Source organism: Pseudomonas sp. CFBP 8770 (assembly GCF_014841705.1).
In the GTDB taxonomy this organism is placed as follows: Bacteria; Pseudomonadota; Gammaproteobacteria; order Pseudomonadales; family Pseudomonadaceae; genus Aquipseudomonas.
In genome coordinates, this window is the sequence record NZ_JACYUL010000001.1 from 818608 (window position 1) to 838865 (window position 20258).

General features: G+C 63.2%; 18 protein-coding genes. 8 read left to right on the forward strand and 10 right to left on the reverse strand.

What is annotated here, in order from left to right:
- Window positions 1–20: 20 nt before the first annotated feature.
- Window positions 21–923 carry a LysR family transcriptional regulator gene (locus tag IFT98_RS03655; protein WP_122714213.1) on the reverse strand — a complete coding sequence of 301 codons (903 nt, stop codon included), beginning with the start codon at window positions 921–923 and terminating at the stop codon, window positions 21–23.
- A gap of 155 nt (window positions 924–1078) precedes the next feature.
- On the opposite strand from IFT98_RS03655, the gene IFT98_RS03660 reads away from it, so the two are divergent.
- Window positions 1079–2146, forward strand: a complete 1068-nt coding sequence (locus IFT98_RS03660; protein WP_192047274.1) for a sigma-54-dependent Fis family transcriptional regulator — start codon at window positions 1079–1081, stop codon at window positions 2144–2146.
- A gap of 45 nt (window positions 2147–2191) precedes the next feature.
- A complete protein-coding gene (locus IFT98_RS03665) occupies window positions 2192–2959 on the forward strand; it encodes an SDR family NAD(P)-dependent oxidoreductase (RefSeq protein WP_122714211.1) in 768 nt (255 codons plus the stop codon).
- Here the strand turns inward: IFT98_RS03665 and IFT98_RS03670 are convergent.
- Window positions 2956–3903 (reverse strand): AEC family transporter, encoded by a 948-nt coding sequence (locus IFT98_RS03670; protein WP_192047273.1) that lies wholly within the window; start codon window positions 3901–3903, stop codon window positions 2956–2958. The two genes, IFT98_RS03665 and IFT98_RS03670, sit on opposite strands and share 4 nt — an antisense overlap.
- 212 nt (window positions 3904–4115) lie before the next feature.
- On the opposite strand from IFT98_RS03670, the gene IFT98_RS03675 reads away from it, so the two are divergent.
- Window positions 4116–5309, forward strand: a complete 1194-nt coding sequence (locus IFT98_RS03675; protein WP_192047272.1) for a sensor domain-containing phosphodiesterase — start codon at window positions 4116–4118, stop codon at window positions 5307–5309.
- A 542-nt stretch (window positions 5310–5851) separates the two neighbouring features.
- On the opposite strand, the gene IFT98_RS03680 is transcribed toward IFT98_RS03675, so the two are convergent.
- The 3 genes from IFT98_RS03680 to potE form a co-directional block, all read right to left on the reverse strand.
- Window positions 5852–7438 (reverse strand): ABC-F family ATPase, encoded by a 1587-nt coding sequence (locus tag IFT98_RS03680; protein WP_192047271.1) that lies wholly within the window; start codon window positions 7436–7438, stop codon window positions 5852–5854.
- Window positions 7439–7592: 154 nt separating this feature from the next.
- Window positions 7593–9878: an Orn/Lys/Arg family decarboxylase gene (locus IFT98_RS03685; protein WP_192047270.1), complete on the reverse strand. Its 2286-nt coding sequence runs from the start codon at window positions 9876–9878 to the stop codon at window positions 7593–7595.
- 2 nt (window positions 9879–9880) lie between these two features.
- Window positions 9881–11299 carry a putrescine-ornithine antiporter gene (potE, locus tag IFT98_RS03690; protein ID WP_192047269.1) on the reverse strand — a complete coding sequence of 473 codons (1419 nt, stop codon included), beginning with the start codon at window positions 11297–11299 and terminating at the stop codon, window positions 9881–9883.
- 176 nt (window positions 11300–11475) lie between these two features.
- Between potE and IFT98_RS03695 the strand changes: the two genes are divergently transcribed.
- Window positions 11476–11694: a hypothetical protein gene (locus tag IFT98_RS03695; protein WP_192047268.1), complete on the forward strand. Its 219-nt coding sequence runs from the start codon at window positions 11476–11478 to the stop codon at window positions 11692–11694.
- Window positions 11695–11764: 70 nt separating this feature from the next.
- Here the strand turns inward: IFT98_RS03695 and IFT98_RS03700 are convergent, their stop codons facing one another.
- Window positions 11765–12097 (reverse strand): DUF6388 family protein, encoded by a 333-nt coding sequence (locus IFT98_RS03700; protein ID WP_192047267.1) that lies wholly within the window; start codon window positions 12095–12097, stop codon window positions 11765–11767.
- On the opposite strand from IFT98_RS03700, the gene IFT98_RS03705 reads away from it, so the two are divergent.
- The 3 genes from IFT98_RS03705 to IFT98_RS03715 all read left to right on the forward strand — a co-directional run bounded on the left by IFT98_RS03705 (window position 12096) and on the right by IFT98_RS03715 (window position 13170).
- On the forward strand, window positions 12096–12446 hold the full coding sequence (locus IFT98_RS03705) for a hypothetical protein (RefSeq protein WP_192047266.1): 351 nt from the start codon (window positions 12096–12098) through the stop codon (window positions 12444–12446). The two genes, IFT98_RS03700 and IFT98_RS03705, sit on opposite strands and share 2 nt — an antisense overlap.
- 60 nt (window positions 12447–12506) lie before the next feature.
- Window positions 12507–12860 (forward strand): hypothetical protein, encoded by a 354-nt coding sequence (locus tag IFT98_RS03710; RefSeq protein ID WP_244650800.1) that lies wholly within the window; start codon window positions 12507–12509, stop codon window positions 12858–12860.
- A 91-nt stretch (window positions 12861–12951) separates the two neighbouring features.
- Window positions 12952–13170, forward strand: a complete 219-nt coding sequence (locus IFT98_RS03715; RefSeq protein ID WP_192047265.1) for a hypothetical protein — start codon at window positions 12952–12954, stop codon at window positions 13168–13170.
- Window positions 13171–13172: 2 nt separating this feature from the next.
- Here the strand turns inward: IFT98_RS03715 and IFT98_RS03720 are convergent, their stop codons facing one another.
- Window positions 13173–15968 (reverse strand): autotransporter outer membrane beta-barrel domain-containing protein, encoded by a 2796-nt coding sequence (locus tag IFT98_RS03720; protein ID WP_192047264.1) that lies wholly within the window; start codon window positions 15966–15968, stop codon window positions 13173–13175.
- 213 nt (window positions 15969–16181) lie between these two features.
- Complete coding sequence (gene ku, locus IFT98_RS03725; protein ID WP_192047263.1) at window positions 16182–17060, reverse strand: non-homologous end joining protein Ku; 879 nt, start codon at window positions 17058–17060, stop codon at window positions 16182–16184.
- Window positions 17061–17313: 253 nt separating this feature from the next.
- On the opposite strand from ku, the gene IFT98_RS03730 reads away from it, so the two are divergent.
- On the forward strand, window positions 17314–17571 hold the full coding sequence (locus IFT98_RS03730) for a DUF1652 domain-containing protein (protein WP_122714198.1): 258 nt from the start codon (window positions 17314–17316) through the stop codon (window positions 17569–17571).
- 186 nt (window positions 17572–17757) lie between these two features.
- Here IFT98_RS03730 and IFT98_RS03735 read toward each other — a convergent pair whose 3' ends face one another.
- The gene (locus IFT98_RS03735; RefSeq protein ID WP_043189034.1) at window positions 17758–18033 is read right to left on the reverse strand and encodes a peptidylprolyl isomerase; all 276 of its coding nucleotides are present in this window, start codon (window positions 18031–18033) and stop codon (window positions 17758–17760) included.
- A 42-nt stretch (window positions 18034–18075) separates the two neighbouring features.
- Window positions 18076–20217, reverse strand: coding sequence for a PAS domain-containing hybrid sensor histidine kinase/response regulator (locus tag IFT98_RS03740; protein WP_192047262.1), 2142 nt, complete (start codon window positions 20215–20217; stop codon window positions 18076–18078).
- Window positions 20218–20258 lie beyond the last annotated feature (41 nt).

The following is a 20258-nucleotide window of genomic DNA, read 5'->3' on the forward strand; positions in this document are numbered from 1 at the left end:
CGCCGCGACACCTCAGGGGTTCACTGGTCCTGCAGCGTCGCCTCTTCCCCGGCGCGCATGGCGCTTTCCACGAACGTGGCGATGCAGGGGTTGTGGTTGTCGGCCTTCCACACCGCGACCACCTCGATCACCGGCGGTGCCACAAGCGGCCTAAAGGTAGTGGTGGTCAGGCGCATGTTGCGCATAGAACGCGGAACGATGGCGATCCCCAGGCCTTCACCCACCAGGTTGACGATGGTCTGCTGCATGTTGATTTCCAGCCCCACATTCGGCGTCACGCCGTGCTGCAGGCAGTAATTGACGATCATGTCATGCAGCGCCGGGGCGATGCGTCGCGGCACGATGATGAAAGTCTCTGCGGCCAGATCCCGCGGATCGATCAACGGCTGCTCCAGCAACCGATGCCCAGGCGGCAGGACCACCGTCATCTCCTCGCGGTAGATCGTCACCGTTTCCAACCCACTGCAATCCTGCGGGCGGTACATGATCGCCACATCCTTGTGGCCGCTGCTGATGTCCTGGGCCAGGTCCATGGGCAGGGTTTCCGTCAGTTTCAGATTCACCTGCGGATACTGCGCCGCGTAACGCCGAGTGATCGCGGGTGTCACGCTGTAGGCCGTCGACATCATGAAACCCACCGACAATTCCCCGGCTGCCCCGCGAGCCGCCGCCAGCGCATTGCGCTTGGCCTGCTCGAACGCCGCAAACACCGTGCCGGTGTCCAGATAGAAGCGCTGGCCAGCATCGGTCAGCTCCACCTGCCGCCGCGAGCGGTCGAACAGCTTCACGCCCAGCTCGTCTTCCAGCAAGGCGATCTGCCGCGACAACGGCGGCTGAGAGATGTGCAGCCGTTCAGCTGCGCGGCCGAAGTGCAGGGTTTCGGCCAGTGCACGAAAATACTGTAAATGCCTGAGCTCGATCATTGATGCTCGCAAAGGTATCAGTGGGTGCCTGATTATGGATTGGAAAACATAACTCCGCCTGCCGTATTGTGAAATGGCCAAAGCGTCGAGGCTTGCGTCACGAGCGCCAGACCTCGAGATAGTCACAAGCTATAGAACAATAAAAGGTGACGCCGATGTCTTCTGTATGCGAACACACCGCACGTGCTTCGACCTCTTCGCCCGCACTTTCTTCGCCCGCCGCGTGCGATTCCGATATTGCCAACGACAGCGACCCGCAGGTCCGCCAGGCCTTCCGCCGCGCCCTGCGCCTGATGGAGCGCGGCATTGCCGTGCTCATCCAGGGCGAAACCGGCACCGGCAAGGAAGTGCTGGCCCGCGCCCTGCACGCCCACAGCCAACGCCATCAGGCGCAGTGCGTGGCGCTCAATTGCGCTTCCATTCCGCAAAGCCTGATCGAAAGCGAACTGTTCGGCTACTCGCGTGGCGCCTTCTCCGGGGCGCTGCCCTGCGGCAAGAAAGGCAAGGTCCAGCAGGCCGACGGCGGCACCTTGTTCCTCGATGAAATCGGCGACATGCCCTTCGAACAGCAGACGCGCCTGTTGCGGGTGATCGCCGAACGCGAAGTCACACCCCTGGGCGCCGAACGCAGCGTCAAGGTCGACTTCGCCCTGATCTGCGCGACCCACCAGAATCTGACTGGATTGGTTCAACAAGGCACGTTTCGCGAAGACCTGTTCTATCGCATCGCCACCGGTGTTGTGCAATTGCCGCCGCTGCGCGAACGCACTGACCGCGCCGAATTGGTATGCCGCATGGTGGCCAGCGAATTGCCCGGCTGCGACCCTCGGCAACTCATCGCCTCGGATGTCTGGCCACTGCTGCTCAATCATCCTTGGCCAGGCAACCTGCGGCAGATGCGTGCGGTGATTCGCTACGCCTGCGCGGTGATGGAAGGTACCCGCATCCAGCGCGCCGACCTGCCGGTGGACTTCCTCGCCCAGGGCAGTGCGCCCACCGTGTCGCCTGCTAACGTGACGCCGATCCGTCGTCCGGTCGTTCTGGCCGTACCGGTGGACGAGCGTGCCGACGTGCTCGATGTGCTCAACGCCTGCCGCTGGAACATGTCGGCGGCGGCGCGTGCCCTGGGCATCTGTCGGCCGTCGCTGTACCGCGTCCTGCGCCGCCTGGGCATCCCGCCGCTCAAGGACCAACTCGCCCAGGGCGCCTACCTGCCAGCCTGACGCCGCATCTGTATTGCCTGATCTTCAACCAAGGGAACAACAATAATGAATGCCCCTATCAGTCTTGCCATCACCGGCCAGGTGGCGGTGGTGACCGGTGCCGCGCGCGGTATCGGCCTTGCCATCGCCCAGGCGCTGGGTCAGTGCGGTGCCCGGGTGGCGATTGCCGACCTCGACGGCGCGGCCGCGCGCGCCGCTGCCGGGCAGTTGTGCGAACTGGGAATCGACGCTATCGGTGTGGCGGTGGATGTGTCCGACGAAGCCCAGGTGCAAGCGATGGTCGACAGCGTCGAGCAGGCGCTGGGAGGCGTCGACATTCTGGTCAACAATGCCGGGATCGTTTCCACCGGACCGCTGCTCGAAGTCAGCGCCGCCGAATGGAACCGGGTCATGGCTATTGACCTCACCAGCGTGTTCTTCTGCGCCAAGGCTGTGTTGCCGGGCATGATGGCCCGGCGCGCCGGACGCATCATCAATATCGCGTCAGTGGCAGGCAAGCGCGGTGGCGGCCTGCTGGGCAACAGCTGCTATGCCGCGGCCAAGGGCGGGGTGATCGCCTTGACCAAGGGCCTGGCCCGTGAAGCCGGGCCGTTCAATATCACCGCCAATGCCATTACCCCGGCCTTGACCGACACCGACATGACCCGCGCCCTGAGCCCCGAGGCACGCGCCAAGGTGCTCGCCGACATGCCGCTCGGCCGTGCCGGCTCGCCACGCGACATCGCTGCAGCGGTGTGCTTCCTGGCCAGTGGCGCGGCCAGCTTCGTCACTGGCGAGATCATGGACGTCGACGGCGGCTACATGCGCGACTAGCGCTGCACCGCAGCTGGTATCAAGGCCAGGATCAGCGACACCGTGACCAGCGACAACAGGGTCGAGACCAGGATCGCCCGCGACATGGTGTCGGCCTCGCGGCCATACAGCGCAGCCAGCATGAACGGCCCGTTACCGATGGGCAGGGCGCTCACCAGCAGTGCCGCCCAGGCCCACATCGCCGGTATGTCGAACACCCAGAATGCCAGCCAGGCAGTCAGCGCCGGCTGCACCAGCAGCTTCATCGCCACCAGCATGGCCAAGGTCTTGCCATCGGCCTTGTGCGATTTTTCCGCCGCCAGGAACAGACCGATCGACACCAGCGCACAGGGTCCGGCGGCTGCGCCGAGAAACTGGAACAGCTGACGCACGCCCACCGGCAGCACCAGCCCGCTGTAGGCGACCAGCGAACCCAGCACGGGGGCGACCATGATCGGATTGCGCAGCAGCGATTTGCCGACCTTGAGAAGGGTACGCCCCAGGCGTTTCTCGGTTTGCTGGAAGGTCTCGATCATGATGATGGCGACAGCGAAGAGCAGGCAGGCGGTCATCACCGCGCCGATCACCGCTGGGGCGATGCCGGGATCGCCGAAGGTCAGCAGGCACAGCGGGATGCCGAGAAACCCCGAGTTCGGATAACCCGCCCCGAGGGCATCGATGGTGGCATCGAGAAAGTGCGCCCGGGCCCGCACGCGCAGCCATAGTGTCACCAGAAAAACGATGCCCATGCCCAGGCCGAACGCCACCACGAAGCCCATGTCCAGCCCGTGCAGTGTACCCAGCCGCGCCATGGCTTCGAACAACAGGGCAGGCAGCCCCAGATAGATCACGAAACGGTTGAGTTCGATCGAGGCATTGGGCCCCAGGACGTTGCGCCGACGGCAGACGAAACCTACCAGAATCAACCCGAACACTGGAAAGGCGACGTTGAAGATTGCGAGCATCGGGCGCTGTGTCCTGTGGACTGTTGGAAGCCCCAGTGTAGCAGCGTCGCCACCGGTGGCACGGCTAGTTGCCACGGGCTCGCGCAATCGGCCATCGCCCCAGCCATCGCCTCGGACCTACCGTTTGGCAACTCGTCGTTTTTTACTTGAATACAGGGGGGGCGCTGCATCTACACTGATGGCACTATCACATTAGGAGGCGATAGTGTGTCATGACAGCCAATAACCTGATGGACCTGGTTGCGCTGAAGCCGCTGTCTGCCAATGAGGCGGGCTGCGTGGATCGCGTGTTGCGCGCCATGCGCACGCACTTGGGCATGGATGTAGCGTTCGTTTCCCATTTTCGCCAGACCGACCGCGTGTTCACCCACGTCGACGCGGCGGCACTGATACCCTTGAGCCCCGGCGATGTGCTGGAGATGAGCGCCGGCTACTGTCGCGGCGTGGTCAGTGGTGAGCTGCCCGGACTCATCCGCGATACCGGGCGATTGCCGGCCGCGATGGCCATACCGCAGACCCCGGGCCTGCCGATCGGTGCGCACATGAGCGTGCCCATTCATTTGAGCGATGGGCGCTTGTACGGAACGTTCTGCTGCTTCAGTCACGCACCGGATCCGGGCTTGACCGAACGCGACCTGAAGATGATGAAGGTGTTCGCCGAGCTGATTGCCGAGCGTCTGGAGTCCGACCTGCAAATGGTGCGCGATCACGACGACAAGGCGCTGCGGGTGTTGGAAGCCATCGAGTCGGATCAGCCACGCGTGGTCTATCAACCGATCTACGACCTGCACACCATGCACGTGGCAGGCTGGGAATGCCTGTCGCGCTTCAACGGCCAACCGGCGCGCACCCCGGACGTCTGGTTCAAGGAGGCCGCCGAAGTCGGCTTGGGCAAGGAACTGGAATGCCTGGCCATCGCTGTGGCCCTGGCCGGTCTGGCCCAGCTGGCGCCGGGCACCTACCTGAGCATCAACTGCTCACCCGAGCTTGTGCTCAGCGGACGATTGCTGGGTCTGTTCGAGAATTACCCGGCCGAGCGCCTGGTGCTGGAGATCACCGAGCATGCGGTGGTGCAGGACTATGCGTCGTTGCAAGTGGCCCTGCAGCCACTGCGCCTGCGGGGTGTGCGCGTGGCCATCGACGATGCCGGCGCCGGCTATGCCAGCATGCGGCACATCCTGCAGGTGCGTCCGGACATCATCAAGCTCGACATGAGCCTGACCCGTGGCATCGACCAGGATTTTCAGCGACGCGCGATGGCGTCGGCCTTGATCGCGTTCGCCCGCGAGACGGGGAGTGTGATCATCGCTGAAGGCGTGGAAACCGAAGCCGAGTTGGCACAACTCAAGCGCCTGGGCGCCGCCAACGCCCAAGGCTTCCTCCTCGGCCGCCCGGAACCCCTGTAGCAGCGGCGCAAGCCGCGGCTGCGGCACATGCGGTGGGTTAGGATATCTGCGATGCCCCCTGACGCGGCTTGCGCCGCTGCTACAAAGATCGCGGAAACCCGCGTCGGCGATACATGCGGTACGTCAGGATCTAAGCGGTGCCCCCAGACGCGGCTCGCGCCGCTGCTACAGCAAGCGCGCAACCCCTGTAGCAGCGGCGCAAGCCGCGTCGGCGGCACATGCGGTGGGTCAGCATATACGCGACGCCCCCTGACGCGGCTCGCGCCGCTGCTACAGAGATCGCGCAAGCCGCGTCGGCGGTACGTGCGCTGGGTCAGGATATCTGCGATGCCCCCTGACGCGGCTTGCGCCGCTGCTACAGAGATCGCGCAAGCCGCGTCGGCGACACATGCCGTGGGTCAGGATATACGCGGTACCCCCGGACGCGGCTCGCGCCGCTGCTACAGAGATCGCGCAAGCCGCGTCGGCGACACATGCGGTGGGTCAGGATATACGCGGTACCCCCTGACGCGGCTCGCGCCGCTGCTACATGGCCTTCGGGTTTAGAACACCACACCCTGGCTGCGCAGGTAATCATCGTAGGTGCCGCTGAAATCGATCACGCCATCGGCGCTCAGCTCGATGATGCGGGTGGCCAGCGACGACACGAACTCGCGGTCGTGGCTGACGAAAACCAGCGTGCCCGGATAGTTCTCCAGCGCCAGGTTCAGTGCCTCGATCGACTCCATGTCCAGGTGGTTGGTCGGTTCGTCCATGAGCAGCACGTTGGGCTTCTGCAAGGTCAGCTTGCCGAACAGCATGCGGCCCTGTTCACCACCGGAAATCACCTTCACCGACTTGAGAATCTCGTCGTTGGAGAACAGCATCCGGCCCAGAGTGCCACGCACCATCTGCTCGCCCTGGGTCCACTGGCCCATCCAGTCGAACAGGTTCATGTCGTCTTCGAAGTCGTGTGCGTGGTCCTGGGCGTAGTAGCCCAGCTCGGCGCTCTCGGTCCACTTCACCGCGCCCGCGTCCGGGCTCAGCTCGCCGACCAGGGTGCGCAGCAGGGTGGTCTTGCCGATCCCGTTCGGGCCGATGATCGCCACACGCTCGCCCGCTTCGACCACGAAGCTGAAATTCTCGAACAGCGGCTTGCCGTCGAAGCCCTTGGACATCCGCTCGACGGTGACCGCCTGGCGGTGCAGCTTCTTGTTTTGCTCGAAACGAATGAACGGGCTGACGCGGCTCGAGGGCTTGACCTCGGCCAGCTGGATCTTGTCGATCTGCTTGGCGCGCGAGGTCGCCTGCTTGGCCTTGGAGGCGTTCGCCGAGAAGCGCGAAACGAAGGTCTGCAGTTCGGCGATCTGGGCTTTCTTCTTGGCGTTGTCCGACAGCAACTGCTCGCGCGACTGGGTCGCAGCGGTCATGTATTCGTCGTAGTTGCCGGGGAACAGGCGCAACTCGCCGTAATCCAGGTCGGCCATGTGGGTACAGACACTGTTGAGGAAGTGCCGGTCGTGGGAAATGATGATCATGGTGCTGTTACGCGCCGTAAGAATGTTTTCCAGCCAGCGAATGGTGTTGATGTCCAGGTGGTTGGTCGGCTCGTCGAGCAGCAACACTTCCGGATCCGAGAACAACGCCTGCGCCAGCAGCACCCGCAGCTTCCAGCCCGGCGCCACTTCGGTCATCGGGCCAAAATGCTGTTCCAGTGGAATGCCCAGGCCCAGCAACAGCTCGCCGGCACGGGACTCGGCGGTGTAGCCGTCCATTTCGGCGAACTCGGTTTCCAGCTCGGCGACGGCCATGCCGTCTGCCTCGCTCATTTCCGGCAGCGAGTAGATGCGATCACGCTCGGCCTTGACCTTCCACAGCTCCTCGTGGCCCATGATGACCGTGTCGATCACCGAGAAATGTTCGTAGGCGAACTGGTCCTGGCGCAGCTTGCCCAGGCGTACGTTCGGCTCGAGCATGACCTGCCCACCCGAAGGCTCCAGATCGCCGCCCAGGATCTTCATGAACGTCGACTTGCCACAGCCGTTGGCGCCGATCAGGCCGTAGCGGTTGCCGTTGCCGAATTTCACGGAAACGTTCTCGAACAGCGGCTTGGCGCCAAACTGCATGGTGATGTTAGCGGTGGAGATCAAGGAGCTTACCTATCAATAACTGGGGGAGCGATGGTTTCGGTGGCCGAACTGCTGGGCGATACGCGGGGAATTCAAACCGGACATTGCGCGTATTGTCGCATAGGTATGGCAGCAGTTGTACGGCGCCCCATAGTGAATTCCCCCAGCATACCCCTCACTTGAGCACCAACAACCGATACACCCCCCCATCGCTCTCGATCCCATGGGTGTCATGGGTAAACCCCGGGAATGACCGGTCGAAGCTCTCCAGGGCCCGCAGGTAGGCCAGCAGCGGACCGTCGGCGGCGCCGGCGTTTTCTCCAGGCATCAGCAACGGGATGCCGGGCGGGTAGGGCACGATGCCTGTGGCCGCGATGCGTCCGGCTGCGTTTTCCAGGGTGACCTGTTCGACCTCGTTCCTGACCAGTTTTTCGTAGGCTTCCACCGGGCTGAATTCCGCCGTGGGCAGCGTGCCGAAGGCCGCTGCCATGGCCGCGGTGGTGCGGGTTTCCTTCATCGCGGCGAAGATCTCCCTGGCCAGGTCGCGCAGGCCCATGCCGCTATAGCGCTGTTGCGTGGCGGCGAGCAGGTCGGGCAGGCACAGCTCGAGCTCCAGGTTGGCATCGTAGTCGCGCTTGAAGTCCAGCAGCGCATTCACCAAGGTGCCCCACTTGCCTTTGGTGATACCTATGGAGAACAGGAAAAGCAGGGTGAAGTCGGTGGTCTTCTCGACCACGATTCCCTGCCGGCCCAGATAAGCGCTGATCACACACGCCGGTATGCCGAAGTCCAGAAGCTCGCCGTCGTCGCCCATGCCCGGGCTCAGGATCGACACCTTGATCGGGTCGAGCATGCAGTAGCCGTCTTCGATGTCGCCGAACCCGTGCCACACCTCGTTGGGATGCAGCACCCAGCAGTTGGGATCGGATTTGAGCTTGAGCGGGTCGACTTCATGGAACGCTATGGCCGCACCGCCGATCGCTACCGACGGCGGCTGCCAGCAGGACACGAACCAATCGTCGTTGGCGAGCATGTCGGCGTGCATTCGCGAGATCACCTGGCGAAAGGAGATGGCTTCCTCGATGGATTCGTTGGTCAGGATCTGCCCGCTCGGCGCCTCCATCATCGCCGAGCTGACGTCGCAGGACGCCATGATGGCGTAGTTGGGCGAGGTCGAGGCGTGCATCATGTACGACTCGTTGAAGCGTCCATGGGGGATCGAATTGCGCCCGTTGCGCACATGGATCATCGACGCCTGGGACAGTGCTGCAAGCAACTTGTGGGTCGATTGCGTGGCGAACACCGTGGGCTTGGACGCGTCGTGATCGTCCGGGCTGCCGTGCATCGCGAAGCGGTCCTTGTACAACGGATTGAACCGCGCGTAGCCATACCAGGCCTCGTCGAAATGCAGACGGTCGACGCTTTGCCCGAGCAATTCTTCCACCCGTGTGACGTTGTAGGTCAGGCCGTCGTAGGTGGAGTTGGTGACGATGGCGTGCACGGGCGCAGGGTCGATGTGACTCTTGACCAGCGGGTTGCTGGCAATTGCCGCTCGCACGCCCTCGGCGCTCAAAGTCTGCGGCAGAATCGGGCCGATGATGCCGAAGCGGTTGCGCGTCGGCACCAGGTAGGTGGGAATTGCCCCGGAAAGCGTCATCGCATGTTCGGCGGACTTGTGGCAATTGCGGTCGCACAGCGCGATCTGGTCGCGGGTGACGCTGGCCATCAGGATCACCCGGTTGGACATCGACGAGCCGTTGGTGACGTAGTAGGTGCGATGCGCGCCGAACACCTTGGCCGCGTAGCGCTCGCCCTGGCCGATGGGGCCGCTGTGGTCGAGCAGGGAGCCCAGTTCGCCCACCGAAATGGAGAGGTCGGAGCGCAGCAGGTTTTCCCCGAAAAACTCGTAGAACGCCCGGCCCGCGGTGCTTTTCAGAAACGCGGTGCCGCCGGCATGGCCTGGAGTGTGCCAGGAGTATTCGTAACCGCGGGCAAACTTGAGCAGTGCGCCGAACATCGGCGGCAGCACCGCCTGCCGATAGCGCTCGATGGCGGCCATGATCCGTCCACTGAGGAAGCGGCTGGTGTCTTCGGGCAGCCAGATGAAATCGTCGGCGTGCTGCATGACGATCAGCGGCACGTTGGCGGCGGTGCTGCGATCGCTGATCAGGAATACCGGGACCCGGGTGTTGCGCTCGCGCAGGGTGACCAGCAGGTCTATGCAGCGCTGATGGTCGTCGCTCTGATCCATCTCCCAACTGAGCAACACGCATTGGATCGCCGGGTCGGTATTGAGGATCGACTTGGCGTCCTGCAGGCTTTCCGAGGTGATCACGCTGATGGAGCGGGCTTCCACATCGGCGATCAGCTGGATCAGCGCGCGGCCGAACACGGTACGTTTGTCGGGCTGGTCGCTGATCAGCAACGCCAGCATGCCGAGCAGGTTTCGATGTTCCGTCATGGTCAAGCCTCCGGTGCAAGGGGGGTCGATGTCGAATGGGGCAAGCCGTTCACCGGAAGCGGCGCGCCGACGATGTGCTGCGCCGCGACGGTTTGGGTCGGGGCGCTGTTGTTGACCGCTTCCAGGCGGATCAGGCGGTTGTTGACGAAGCCGAACAACGTATAGCCGACGATGGTCGCCACACCGCCAAGCATCAGCGCCTGGGCGCCCGAGCTATACAGCGCCAGGTAGCTGTAGGCCGCCGCGATCCAGGCGACGATGTTGGTCACCAGGGCTTTGTTGGCCGGCACGTTCGAGACCTTCTGCAAGGTCATCAAGGTGGCCATCGACAGGATGTAGGGCACCAGGTTGGTGACCACCGCTAGGTTCACCAGGGTATCGAACTGCTTGGCCAGGTCGGGACTGATGGTCAGCAAGGCCAGGGCTGTCTGGATCGCCAGCAGGATCAGCATGCTGATGATCGGCACACCGTGCTGGTTGACCTTGGCGAAGATCGGCAGAAAGTAACCGGTGTCGGCCGAGCTCTTGAACACCTGGGCCACGGTGAACTGCCAGCCCAGCAGCGAGCCGATGCAGGCCAGGACCATCAGGCCCATGACCAGGTTGCCGATCATCGGCGTGAACATGGTGGCGAACACCAGGCCGAAGGGGGCGGTAGAAGACACCAGCTCGGCATTGCCGACGATGCCCGCGATGACGTTGGTGGAGACGATGTAGATCACTGCCGCCCCCAGCGTCCCGCCGAGCACGGCGATGGGCACGTTCTTTTCCGGGTTCTCCACGGCATCGCCGTTGGCACACGCCGACTCCAGGCCCAGGAACGCCCACAGCGTGATTGCCACCGAGGCACCGGCCGCTTCGTACCAAGGCATGTCGTGGGGGTTCCAGCCCGCCGCATAGGTGCTGCTGTCGAACCAGAACCAGCCGACCGTCGACACCAGTACGACCGGGGCAATGACGCCCCACACCGTGATCGCACCGATCTTGCCGGTGATGTTGGCTCCGCCGAAATTGGCGAAGGTGGTGATCCACAGCAGCGCGATGGTCGCCAGGCCCACTTGCAGCGAATCGAGTTTGATACCGAACAACGTCTGGATATAACCAACCGCCGTGATACTGATCGCCACGTTGGCGATCAGCAGCGACAGCCCGTAGGTATAGTTGGTGATGTAGTTGCCGGACTTGCCGAAGGTATATTCCGCATAGCCGCCCATGCCCCCGGTTTTACGGCTGAGCATGCCACAGCGGGCGAAGGCATAGGCCAGCGCCAGCGAGCCGGTGGCCGTGATCAGCCAGGAGAGAATCGAGATGCCGCCCACTTCGGCGAGTTTGGTGGGTAACAGAACGATGCCAGACCCCAGCATGTTGACGGCTGTCAGCATGGTCAGCTGACTCACACTCATCTTTTTCATGACGGCCACTCCCTTGCCTTGATGATCAGCGAGGCCTTTAGCTATAGCAAAGAATCACCAGAAGACAAGGCGGTGTGGGGTTTGTCGCCGTGGGATGCCGCTCGTCAAGCCAACGGCACTTCCAGGCCGGCAGCGACCTCCCACTATCAGGCACGGATGAACCGTGCCAAGAAAGGAGACATATCATGGTCCAAGACAACAACCACCCGCAGAATCCCTATCCAGGGCCGGCCGAGCCCGGCAGCGGGGAAGAGGGTTACCCTGATATTCACGAGAAGGACGAGAAGCACGACGAGCACGACGATGACCATGAAGGCTCGCCGGGCAACAAGGCGGTAGATGAACCAGGCCGTAACTCGCCTGTCGATGAAGACGAAGAACATTCCCTCGGCAACAGCCTGTAAGCCACACGTTTGACCACCAGGCACACCTGCACCCTGCCGAGTGCGGGGTGCTCTTGTGCGGCGTGATTCGTCAGCTCTCTTTCAGCCCGTTGAGCTGCATGTATTCGTCCCACGGCATGCCCGCCATTTCGGCCACTTCCTTGTGCACTTCCAGACGCTGGGTTTCGAACTCCTGCGGTGTGGCTGCAGTGAGTTGCAGGGTCAATTCCCAGGCAAAGATGCCTTGCGCATCGGCGGCTTCCTCGAACGCCTCGTGCAGACGTTCCGCACGGTATTCCTTGACGCTGAACCCGGCCGCGCGTGCGGCCAGCGGGTTGAGACTGTCCAGTTCGGACTGCAGTTCGGGACGCGCTTCGAGAAAGCGGTCCAGCGCGGCCTGGTGACGCGAATCGGGTTCTGCCATGGGGCCTTCGATCGGTAGTGGGGGAGCCGAGATTGTGCAGGCGCGCAGGCATGCAGGCAATGCCGCCGATGCGCGCTTTTGTGACGAAGCGCACGCAACGCTTTGGAACGCGCACCGCGGGCGGGGCACTAAGGCCTATCTTCATTCATCACCCCGAGACCTTTCGATGGCCTATGTGTTGTTGCTGTTGGCAGGCGCCGTTTTAGCGACTTCGGCCGCTATGTGGCCGCAATTTTACGGTGCGTACAGCTCACCCCGACGCTCACGGGTGGGCGCCTGGCTGCTGAGCCATTTTGAAGTGGTGGGCGCGTTCATCCTCTTTCTCACCGCCATGCACCTGTGCCAGTGATGTGTCGATGATGCCGGGCAACCGCGGCAGTGATACATTCGCGCTTTACCTGGAATGGAAATGACGATGCGGATCATCGCTGCAGCACTGGGCTTGTGCGTACTGACCGGTTGCACAGGCCTGAACATGAAACAGGCGCGCAGCACAGCGCCAGTGCAAACCATGAACTCGGAAAAAACTGCGCAGAAAATCGCTCAGTGCGTTCAGTTCAGTTGGCAGGACGAAGCCATGTTCGGCGTCATGACCGATGCCTCTTCCGAAGCCAGCGACGGCGGCTACACCGTGTTCACACCTGCAGCGACCTACTTCGCCGACATCCGCCCACGAGGTGCTGGCAGCGTGGTTAGCTTCTATGCCCGCGAGCAGGGCGAGGTCGCCACGCGCCGCCTGGCCTCTCTGGCCACCTGCCTGTGAGCGCAAGGCATTGCGCTGCAAAGTAATTTGCACCTCGGCGCGGCGGCGGCGTCATATGCGCTGAACCCCATGTGCTTTCAGCGAGGATGATATGGCACCCAGCAGTTCGACGCAGATTCCCGACCCTTTGGATCGTCCGAACGATCCGATCGAACCCGAGCCGTTTGCCGAGGGCAAACCCGGCGAGGATGCGCGTCCCGGCGATGAAAGCCTTTCGCCCGTACCTCTGGACCGCGACCCGGAGGTGGATCCCCGCCAGGTCCGCACCCAGACCGGGGACGCTGACACGAGCCCTGACGATCCCGCCTGAGGCTACCAGCTGATGCGCAATCCCAGGCTGCCTTGCAGGCTTTCCTGGGGTTGCGAGTCCAGGCTGCGAGCGTAGTCGGCGTTGAGGTAGACGCTGACATCGTTGCTCAGCCGAGCGGCCATGCCCAACCCCAGCTGAGCCTGCGTAGTGCGATGCTGGGTGCGCAAAGTGTCGCTGTCGTCGAACGTCACCGCGTCTTCACCTTTGAGGGTATGCCAGAGGTTAGCCCGAACGTAGGGCTCCACCGGTGTGCCGCTGAGGCGGTACTCGCCTTTCAATCGCGCGCCCAATCTGGCCCGCCAATAGTCCTCGCTGTCGAAGTCCACCTTGGATACCGGGTCGCGTGCCGTGTCCAGCGTGATCCTCTGGCCGATCAGTTGCACCTGTGGCTCCAGTGTCCAGTCATCTGAGAGCGCAAGCGGATAGCCGCCTTCCACGGAGAGGGTGATGCCGTGCCCATCGAGATCGAGGGTGTAAGCGCGTTCGGAGCGGCTGCGTCCGGCGAACCGGGTGCCCATCGCCACCATATCCACGTAGCCGCCGGCCGTGCCCAACAGGGTCCAATAGGCGCCGATGTTGTCGGCGCGCAGGCGAATGTCGCCTGAAGAGGTGTCATCGAACCCCAGGGCGAAACCGCGCACGTTGCCGTCAAGGCGCGAGTGCCCGGCGAACAGTCCGGCATGCTGGCGATAGCCGCCGTCGCCAAGGGTGGCGAACACGTCGTGACCGACCTGATAGCCGCGGGTGTTGCCTTTGAGGCTTGGCGCTGCGGCCCCGGCCCATTTCTGCCGCCCGTGGCTGCCGAATGTGCGTGCCCAGCCGGCGCCCAGGGCGCCGCGCTCACCGAGCAGGCTTTGGTCGCCCTGACGCTCGTGGAAGCTGCCCAGGCTGTCCAGCGCCAGCGAGGCGGCAGCCGGAAGTGCAACGCTGTAGGCAGGTACCTCGATCCGGTACAGCACAATGGCTTGGCCAGGGCTGGCCTGAGGCAGGGGCGGCGTGCCGACCGCTGCGATGGGCGCCTGGGTGGCCGGAGCGGGCTCTGGCAGCGCCGGTTCGGCAACCGGTGTTTCCGGTTGCACTGGCGCAGGCGGCACGAATGGCTCGACCGGGGTTTCTTCGGGCAGCCCGGCGTCCGGAGGCGTGACCGGTGGCGGTTCATCGACCGGGGGTTGGGTGACCGGGGGCTCGACTGGCGGTGGTTCGACAATCGGTGGTTGCACTATCGGCGGTTCAACCACAGGGGGCTCGATGATCGGAGGTTCGACCACGGGCGGTGTCACGGGCGGCGCTGCCACCACCGAAGAGCGCAGGAACCAGCTGTTCTCGCTGCCCGCCGTCACCCCGCCCTTGAACAGGTAATACTGATAGGCCCCGACCGACAGGTTGTTGGCCAGGGTGAAAGCGCCGTCGGTGCTGATCGCGCCCTGCGTGGCTTCGACCAGCGCAATGCCGTTGGCTGTCGTTAGTGCGCCCTGGCCATCGAGGTTGTCGACGCTGATCGTCGTGTTCCCGCTCAACGTGCCCCGGGCGACGATCAGCCGGTCGGAAGGGGCGTCGTCGGCAGCCAGCACGCTCTGCAGTTTCAGGCGCGCGTCATTCCCGACGTAGTTGCCGATGACGGCCAGCCGATCGCTTGCGTCGGCACCGCTGCGGGTCAGGTCGATCGATCCGGCATTGTTCACTGTGATGGTCTGCCCGCCGACTCGTGCGCCCACCGAACCTTGCGTGGCGCCCAGGGTGCTGCTGCGGTCGATGGTGAGCAGGCCGCTGTCGGCAGGCGCCGAGTCATCGGCCAGGCTCAGGCGATCGGGCAGGTCGAGCACCGAGCCGTTGCTGAGGTTGATGGTTTCCCAGTGGCTGTAGCGCGCGCCGCTGGCGCTGCGGCTGTTGTCGAACGTCAGCGTATCGATGCCGACGTCGCCGAACACCAGGCTGGGGGAGGCCAGATACGATTCATCGAGGTTGCTCAGCAGCGCCGTGTCGTTGCCTGCGCCCGTGCTGATGGTGCCGTGGACCAGGCCGGCGTCGCGCCAGATGAAGCGGTCGTCGCCAAAGCTGAGCAAAACGTTGCCGCCGATATCACCACCGCTCACCGTCACCTGGTCGGTGCCGCCACTGACGCTGATGTTGCCACCGATGCTGCCTGCGGAGACGGCGATGGTGTCATTGCCGAAGCCGGCAACCAGGTTGCCGTTGATGCGGCCGCCGGACAGTTCGAACAGGTTGTTGTCGAGCTTCATGTCGACCCGGCCGATGGTGCCGCCGCTCATCCGTGCGATGTCGCCGTCCTCGAAGGCGCCGACGATGGTGCCATCGGTCATGAGAAAGGTGTCCAGCCCGTCACCCTGGCCCAGTGCCTGGATCTGCCCGCCGCGCATGATGAAGTTGTCGATGCCGCTGCCCTGGTTGACCGTACCGCTGACGGTACCGCCGACGACTTCGAGCGTATCGGCGCCATCGCCCTGGGTCAGGGAAAACAAGCGCCCGGCGCTGATGAACACGGTGTCGGCGCCCGCGCCTGTGCTCATCGCGCCGGCCACAGTACCTGAGCGCATCAACACGCTGTCCTGGCCAGGGCCGAACTCGACCGCGCCGGTGATGGTGCCCGTGCCGTCGGCGGGCAGGGTGAGGCTGTTGTTGCCCAGCAGGTCGGAAAGCCCCGGTGCCGTTCCGCTGTCGCACACGTAGGCGTCATTGCCCAGGCCTGGGCTGAACGTGCAATCAGCCCGGGCGTATTCACACGGTAGCGCAAGGGCGGTCAATAGACTGGTGCGTATCAACAACTCGTTGGTATTCATTGGCAACTTCCACAGCCACGCGCGCGAACAAGCCGGGCGCAATGAGCGATCAGGTGGTCAATGCAGACATGCAATGCAACGAGTGTAGTCGAGGGTTCTTAGAAGTTGATATAAAAGGTAACTTTGTACCAAGTTATTTAATAACGGTATTGATGAAAAAACCTGTTCATCAATACCGTTGATCGCGAGCGGGTTAAAGTTGGTTAGTTACGTTCAGGATGCCTTGCGCGGGCTGCGCCGTGCAGGTGCCTTTTTCGTGGCGGATTTTTCCTTGGCAGGCTTGGCCTTCGATGGAGCGGACGATTTGCCCGCGAGGCTGCGCTTGAGCAGCTCGGTCAGGTCGATGACATCGGCAGTCTTGCGCGACTCCTGGCCAGCCTCGGTTTCCACGTCTTCGATCTCGCCCTTGTTGGCCTTTTTCTCGACCAGCGCCATGATCTTCTGCTCGAACTTGTCGACATACTCTTCAGGCTGCCAGTCGCCGCTCATGTCTTCGACCAAGCGTTTGGCCATGTCCAGTTCCTTCTTGGTCAGTTCGGGTTTCTTCACCTCTTTGCCCAGCTCGAGTATGTCCAGGTCGCGAACTTCCGACGGCCAGCGCAACTTGACCATTACCAGCGCGCCGTCCAATGGCATGAGTGCCGCCAAGTACTGGCGGGTGTGCAATACCACCAACGCAAGTGCAACTTTCTTGGTGCTGATCAGGGTTTCGCGCAACAGCGCGTAGACTTTCTCGCCACGACGGTCAGGTGCCAGGAAGTAGGGTGTGTCGATGTTGGGCAGGGGAATCTGGTTGCGGTCGACGAAGGAGAAAATATCGATGGTCTGGGTCGAGACAGGATGCGCGGCGCGGATCTCGTCTTCACTCAACACTACGTAGCGACCTTTTTCGTACTGGACACCTTTGACGATGTTTTCCTTGTCCATCTCCTTGCCGGTCTTCTTGTTGATGCGCTTGTAGCCGACCGGGTCCATGCTGCGTTTGTCCAGCCAGTCGAAGTCAACGCCCTGGGAGGCAGTGGCCGAAACCAGCGCTACAGGAATATGAACCAACCCGAAGCTGATCGCGCCTTTCCAGATTGCTCGTGCCATGGTGAAGGGTGCTCCTGCGCGGTGTGTTAGCAGGTGACCCTGGCGTCGCTCGCTAAGTTTCAACGAACGCGATGCTGTGCAATTTGCAACGCCGCTACACCGGTATCTTGCACAATGCACGATAGGCTCAGGCGCTTTACGAGGTAACTGCTTGATTTCCATAGCAAGTGCATGGTGGGGCGCGAGGCATGGAACGTGCACCGTATTCGGGCAAGCCCGACATCAGGGATAAGACCAAGAATGGAGTGTCATCATGTTGTCCACCCTTGAACTGCGCAACATCATTGAAAGCAGTTTTCTGCCGCAACGCTGCCAATGTACCCAAGCCCATGACCGTTCGCTGACCGTGCGCGTGTTCGACCGTACTTCGCACAAGGTGGATTACATGCTCAGCGGCATTCGTACCGAGCAGTTGACCAGCAGCCGCGCGATTTCGAACCTGATCGCCGGCATGCGCACCGACCTCAAATTGCAACACCAAAGGCCCAAGGCGGTTGGCGAGTATCTCTGACCCTGCCTGCGCCACCGCCCGACGCCGCTACAGGCACTGCATTCCCCTGTAGCAGCGGCGCAAGCCGCGTCCGGCCTCACTGCGTTCATCTAGATATACCGCAACACTCGCCGACGCGGCTCGCGCCGCTGCTACAGGTATTGCATTCCCCTGTAGCAGCGGCGCAAGCCGCGTCCGGCCTCACCGTCAATCGCGATAGAACACCTGCACCAGGTGATAACCGAACTTGCTTTTCACCGGTCCGTGCACCGTACGCAGCGGTTTCTTGAAAATGATCTGGTCGATGGCGCCGACCATCTGCCCCGGTCGCACTTCACCCAGGTCACCGCCGCGTTTGCCTGACGGGCATGTCGAATACTTCTTCGCCAGCACATCGAACGCTTCACCTTTGGCGATCCGCAGGCGCAGTGCTTCCGCCTCTTCGGCGGTCTTGACCAGAATGTGCCTTGCTTGTGCCTTCATTGCCCGATGCTCGCTGTAAAAAGCTGCGGATTATGCCGCAAATCACGCCAGGTTGATCATGTCGCGGATCTTGCTGCCCAGGCGTTCGATGGAAAACGGCTTGGTGATCATGTCCATGCCTTCGGCGAGAAAACCGTAGCGCTCGGCGGCCTTCTCGGCATAGCCGGTGATGAACAGCACCTTCAAGCCTGGCCGCTGCTGCCGCGCGATCTCCGCCAACTGCCGGCCATTGAGCCCTGGCAGGCCCACGTCGGTCACCAGCAGGTCGATGTCCAGGCCTGCGTCGAGCAAGGCTAGCGCCGCACTGGCCTCGCCGGCGGAATGGGCGGCATAGCCCAGCTCGTCGAGCACATCGAGCACCAGCATCCGCACCGCCGGATCGTCCTCCACCACCAGCACGCTTTCTCCGTCGCGGGCCATCGGCGGCACCGCCGGAGCGCGCTGCTCGGCAGGGTCGGCGGATGCTTCGCTGTGCCGCGGCAGGTAGAGCCGCACACACGTGCCCTCGCCGGGACGGCTCTGCAGTGTCACCTGACCGCCCGACTGCTGGGCGAAGCCATAGATCATCGACAACCCCAGCCCGGTGCCCTGGCCGATGGGTTTGGTGGTGAAGAACGGATCGAATGCCTTGGCCAGCACCGGGGCACTCATGCCGCTGCCGTTGTCGCTGACCCGGAACATCACGTAGGCACCCGGCTTGACCGGTTCCAGCGTAGCGCCTTCAGGGGTGGCGTCGAGCTCGCAGTTGGCGGTTTCGATGGTCAGCACACCGCTGTCGGGCATCGCGTCGCGGGCATTGATCACCAGATTGAGCAGGGCGTTCTCCAGCTGGCTGGCATCGGTGTTCACCGGCCAGACGTCGGGCGCCAGTTGCAGCTGCAGCTGCAGATGTTCGCCGAGCGTGCGGCTGAACAGCTCTTCGAGCGAATGCACCAGCGCGTTGGGTGCCAGGCGCTTGCGGTCCAGCGACTGCCGTCGCGAAAACGCCAGCAGCCGGTGGGTCAGGCCGGCAGCGCGATGGGCGGAGCTGACCGCCGCCTCGCTGAAGCGCTTGATTTCGCTGCTGCGCCCGGCGTCGATGTACCGCTGCATCAGATCGAGGCTGCCGATGATGCCGGTGAGCATGTTGTTGAAGTCATGGGCGATGCCGCCGGTCAACTGGCCCAGGGCTTCCATCTTCTGCGCGTGGCGCAAAGCCTCCTCGGCGCGTTCGCGCTCGTGCATTTCGTTCTGCAGGCGCAGGTTGACCTCGGCCAGGGCCTGGGTCCGTTCGCTGACGCGGGTTTCCAGGTGCTCGTTGAGCTCGCGCAGCGCCTGCTCCACCTGACGCCGATTCTGCACGTCTTCGGTCATGCCGAACCATTGCCGGATCACGCCGTCGGCATCCAGCTGAGGCAGCGCCCGAGCGTGCATCCAGTGGTAGCTGCCGTCGGCCATGCGCAAACGGTACTCGGCATCGTAGGGACGGCCAGTGCTCACCGCCAGATGCCAGGCGTCGAGGGTCGGCAGGTGGTCGTCCGGATGCACCAGCTGCGCCCAGTCGTCGTCCGGTCGCAGGCTGCGCATGCCGGTCAGCTGTCGCCAGCGCTCGGTCTGGCTTTCGCCGTCGGTGCGACCATTGGCATCGGCGGTCCAGTGCACCGCCGGGGACAACTCGATGGCCATGCGGAAATGCGCCTCGCTGTCGCGCAGCTCCTGCTCGGTGCGTTTACCCACCGCGCTCACTTCACGGCGCTCGTTGGCTTCGATGGCCGTCACCAGAATGCCGGCGACGCGCTCGTTTTCGTCGCGAATCGGGCTGTAGGTGAGGTCCAGCCAGACCCGCGCCGAATGCCCGTCACGCGGCAGGTTGAAGCCCTTCTCGGTAAAGGCACGCACTTCGCCGCGCATCACCGCGTCGTAGATGGGGTCGGAAAAAGGCTTGAGCTCGGGCCAGATGCGGTCTACCGGCTGGCCCAGGGCACGGGGGTGATTGCTGCCCACCAGCAGGGCAAAGGCGTCGTTGTACAGCTGGCACAGTTGCGTGCCCCACAGCAGCAGCATCGGCATGGGCGAGTGGATGACGATGTCCACGGCCGTGCGCAGGCTCTGCGGCCAGGCATCGGGGCGGGGCAGGGGGCTGTCGGTCCAGTCCATGCTGGCGATCAATGTCGCGACCTTGCCGCCCACAGGTGAGGCATTCATTGCGTTATCCTTTGATTTACCGCGGCTGCTTATCCAGCCAA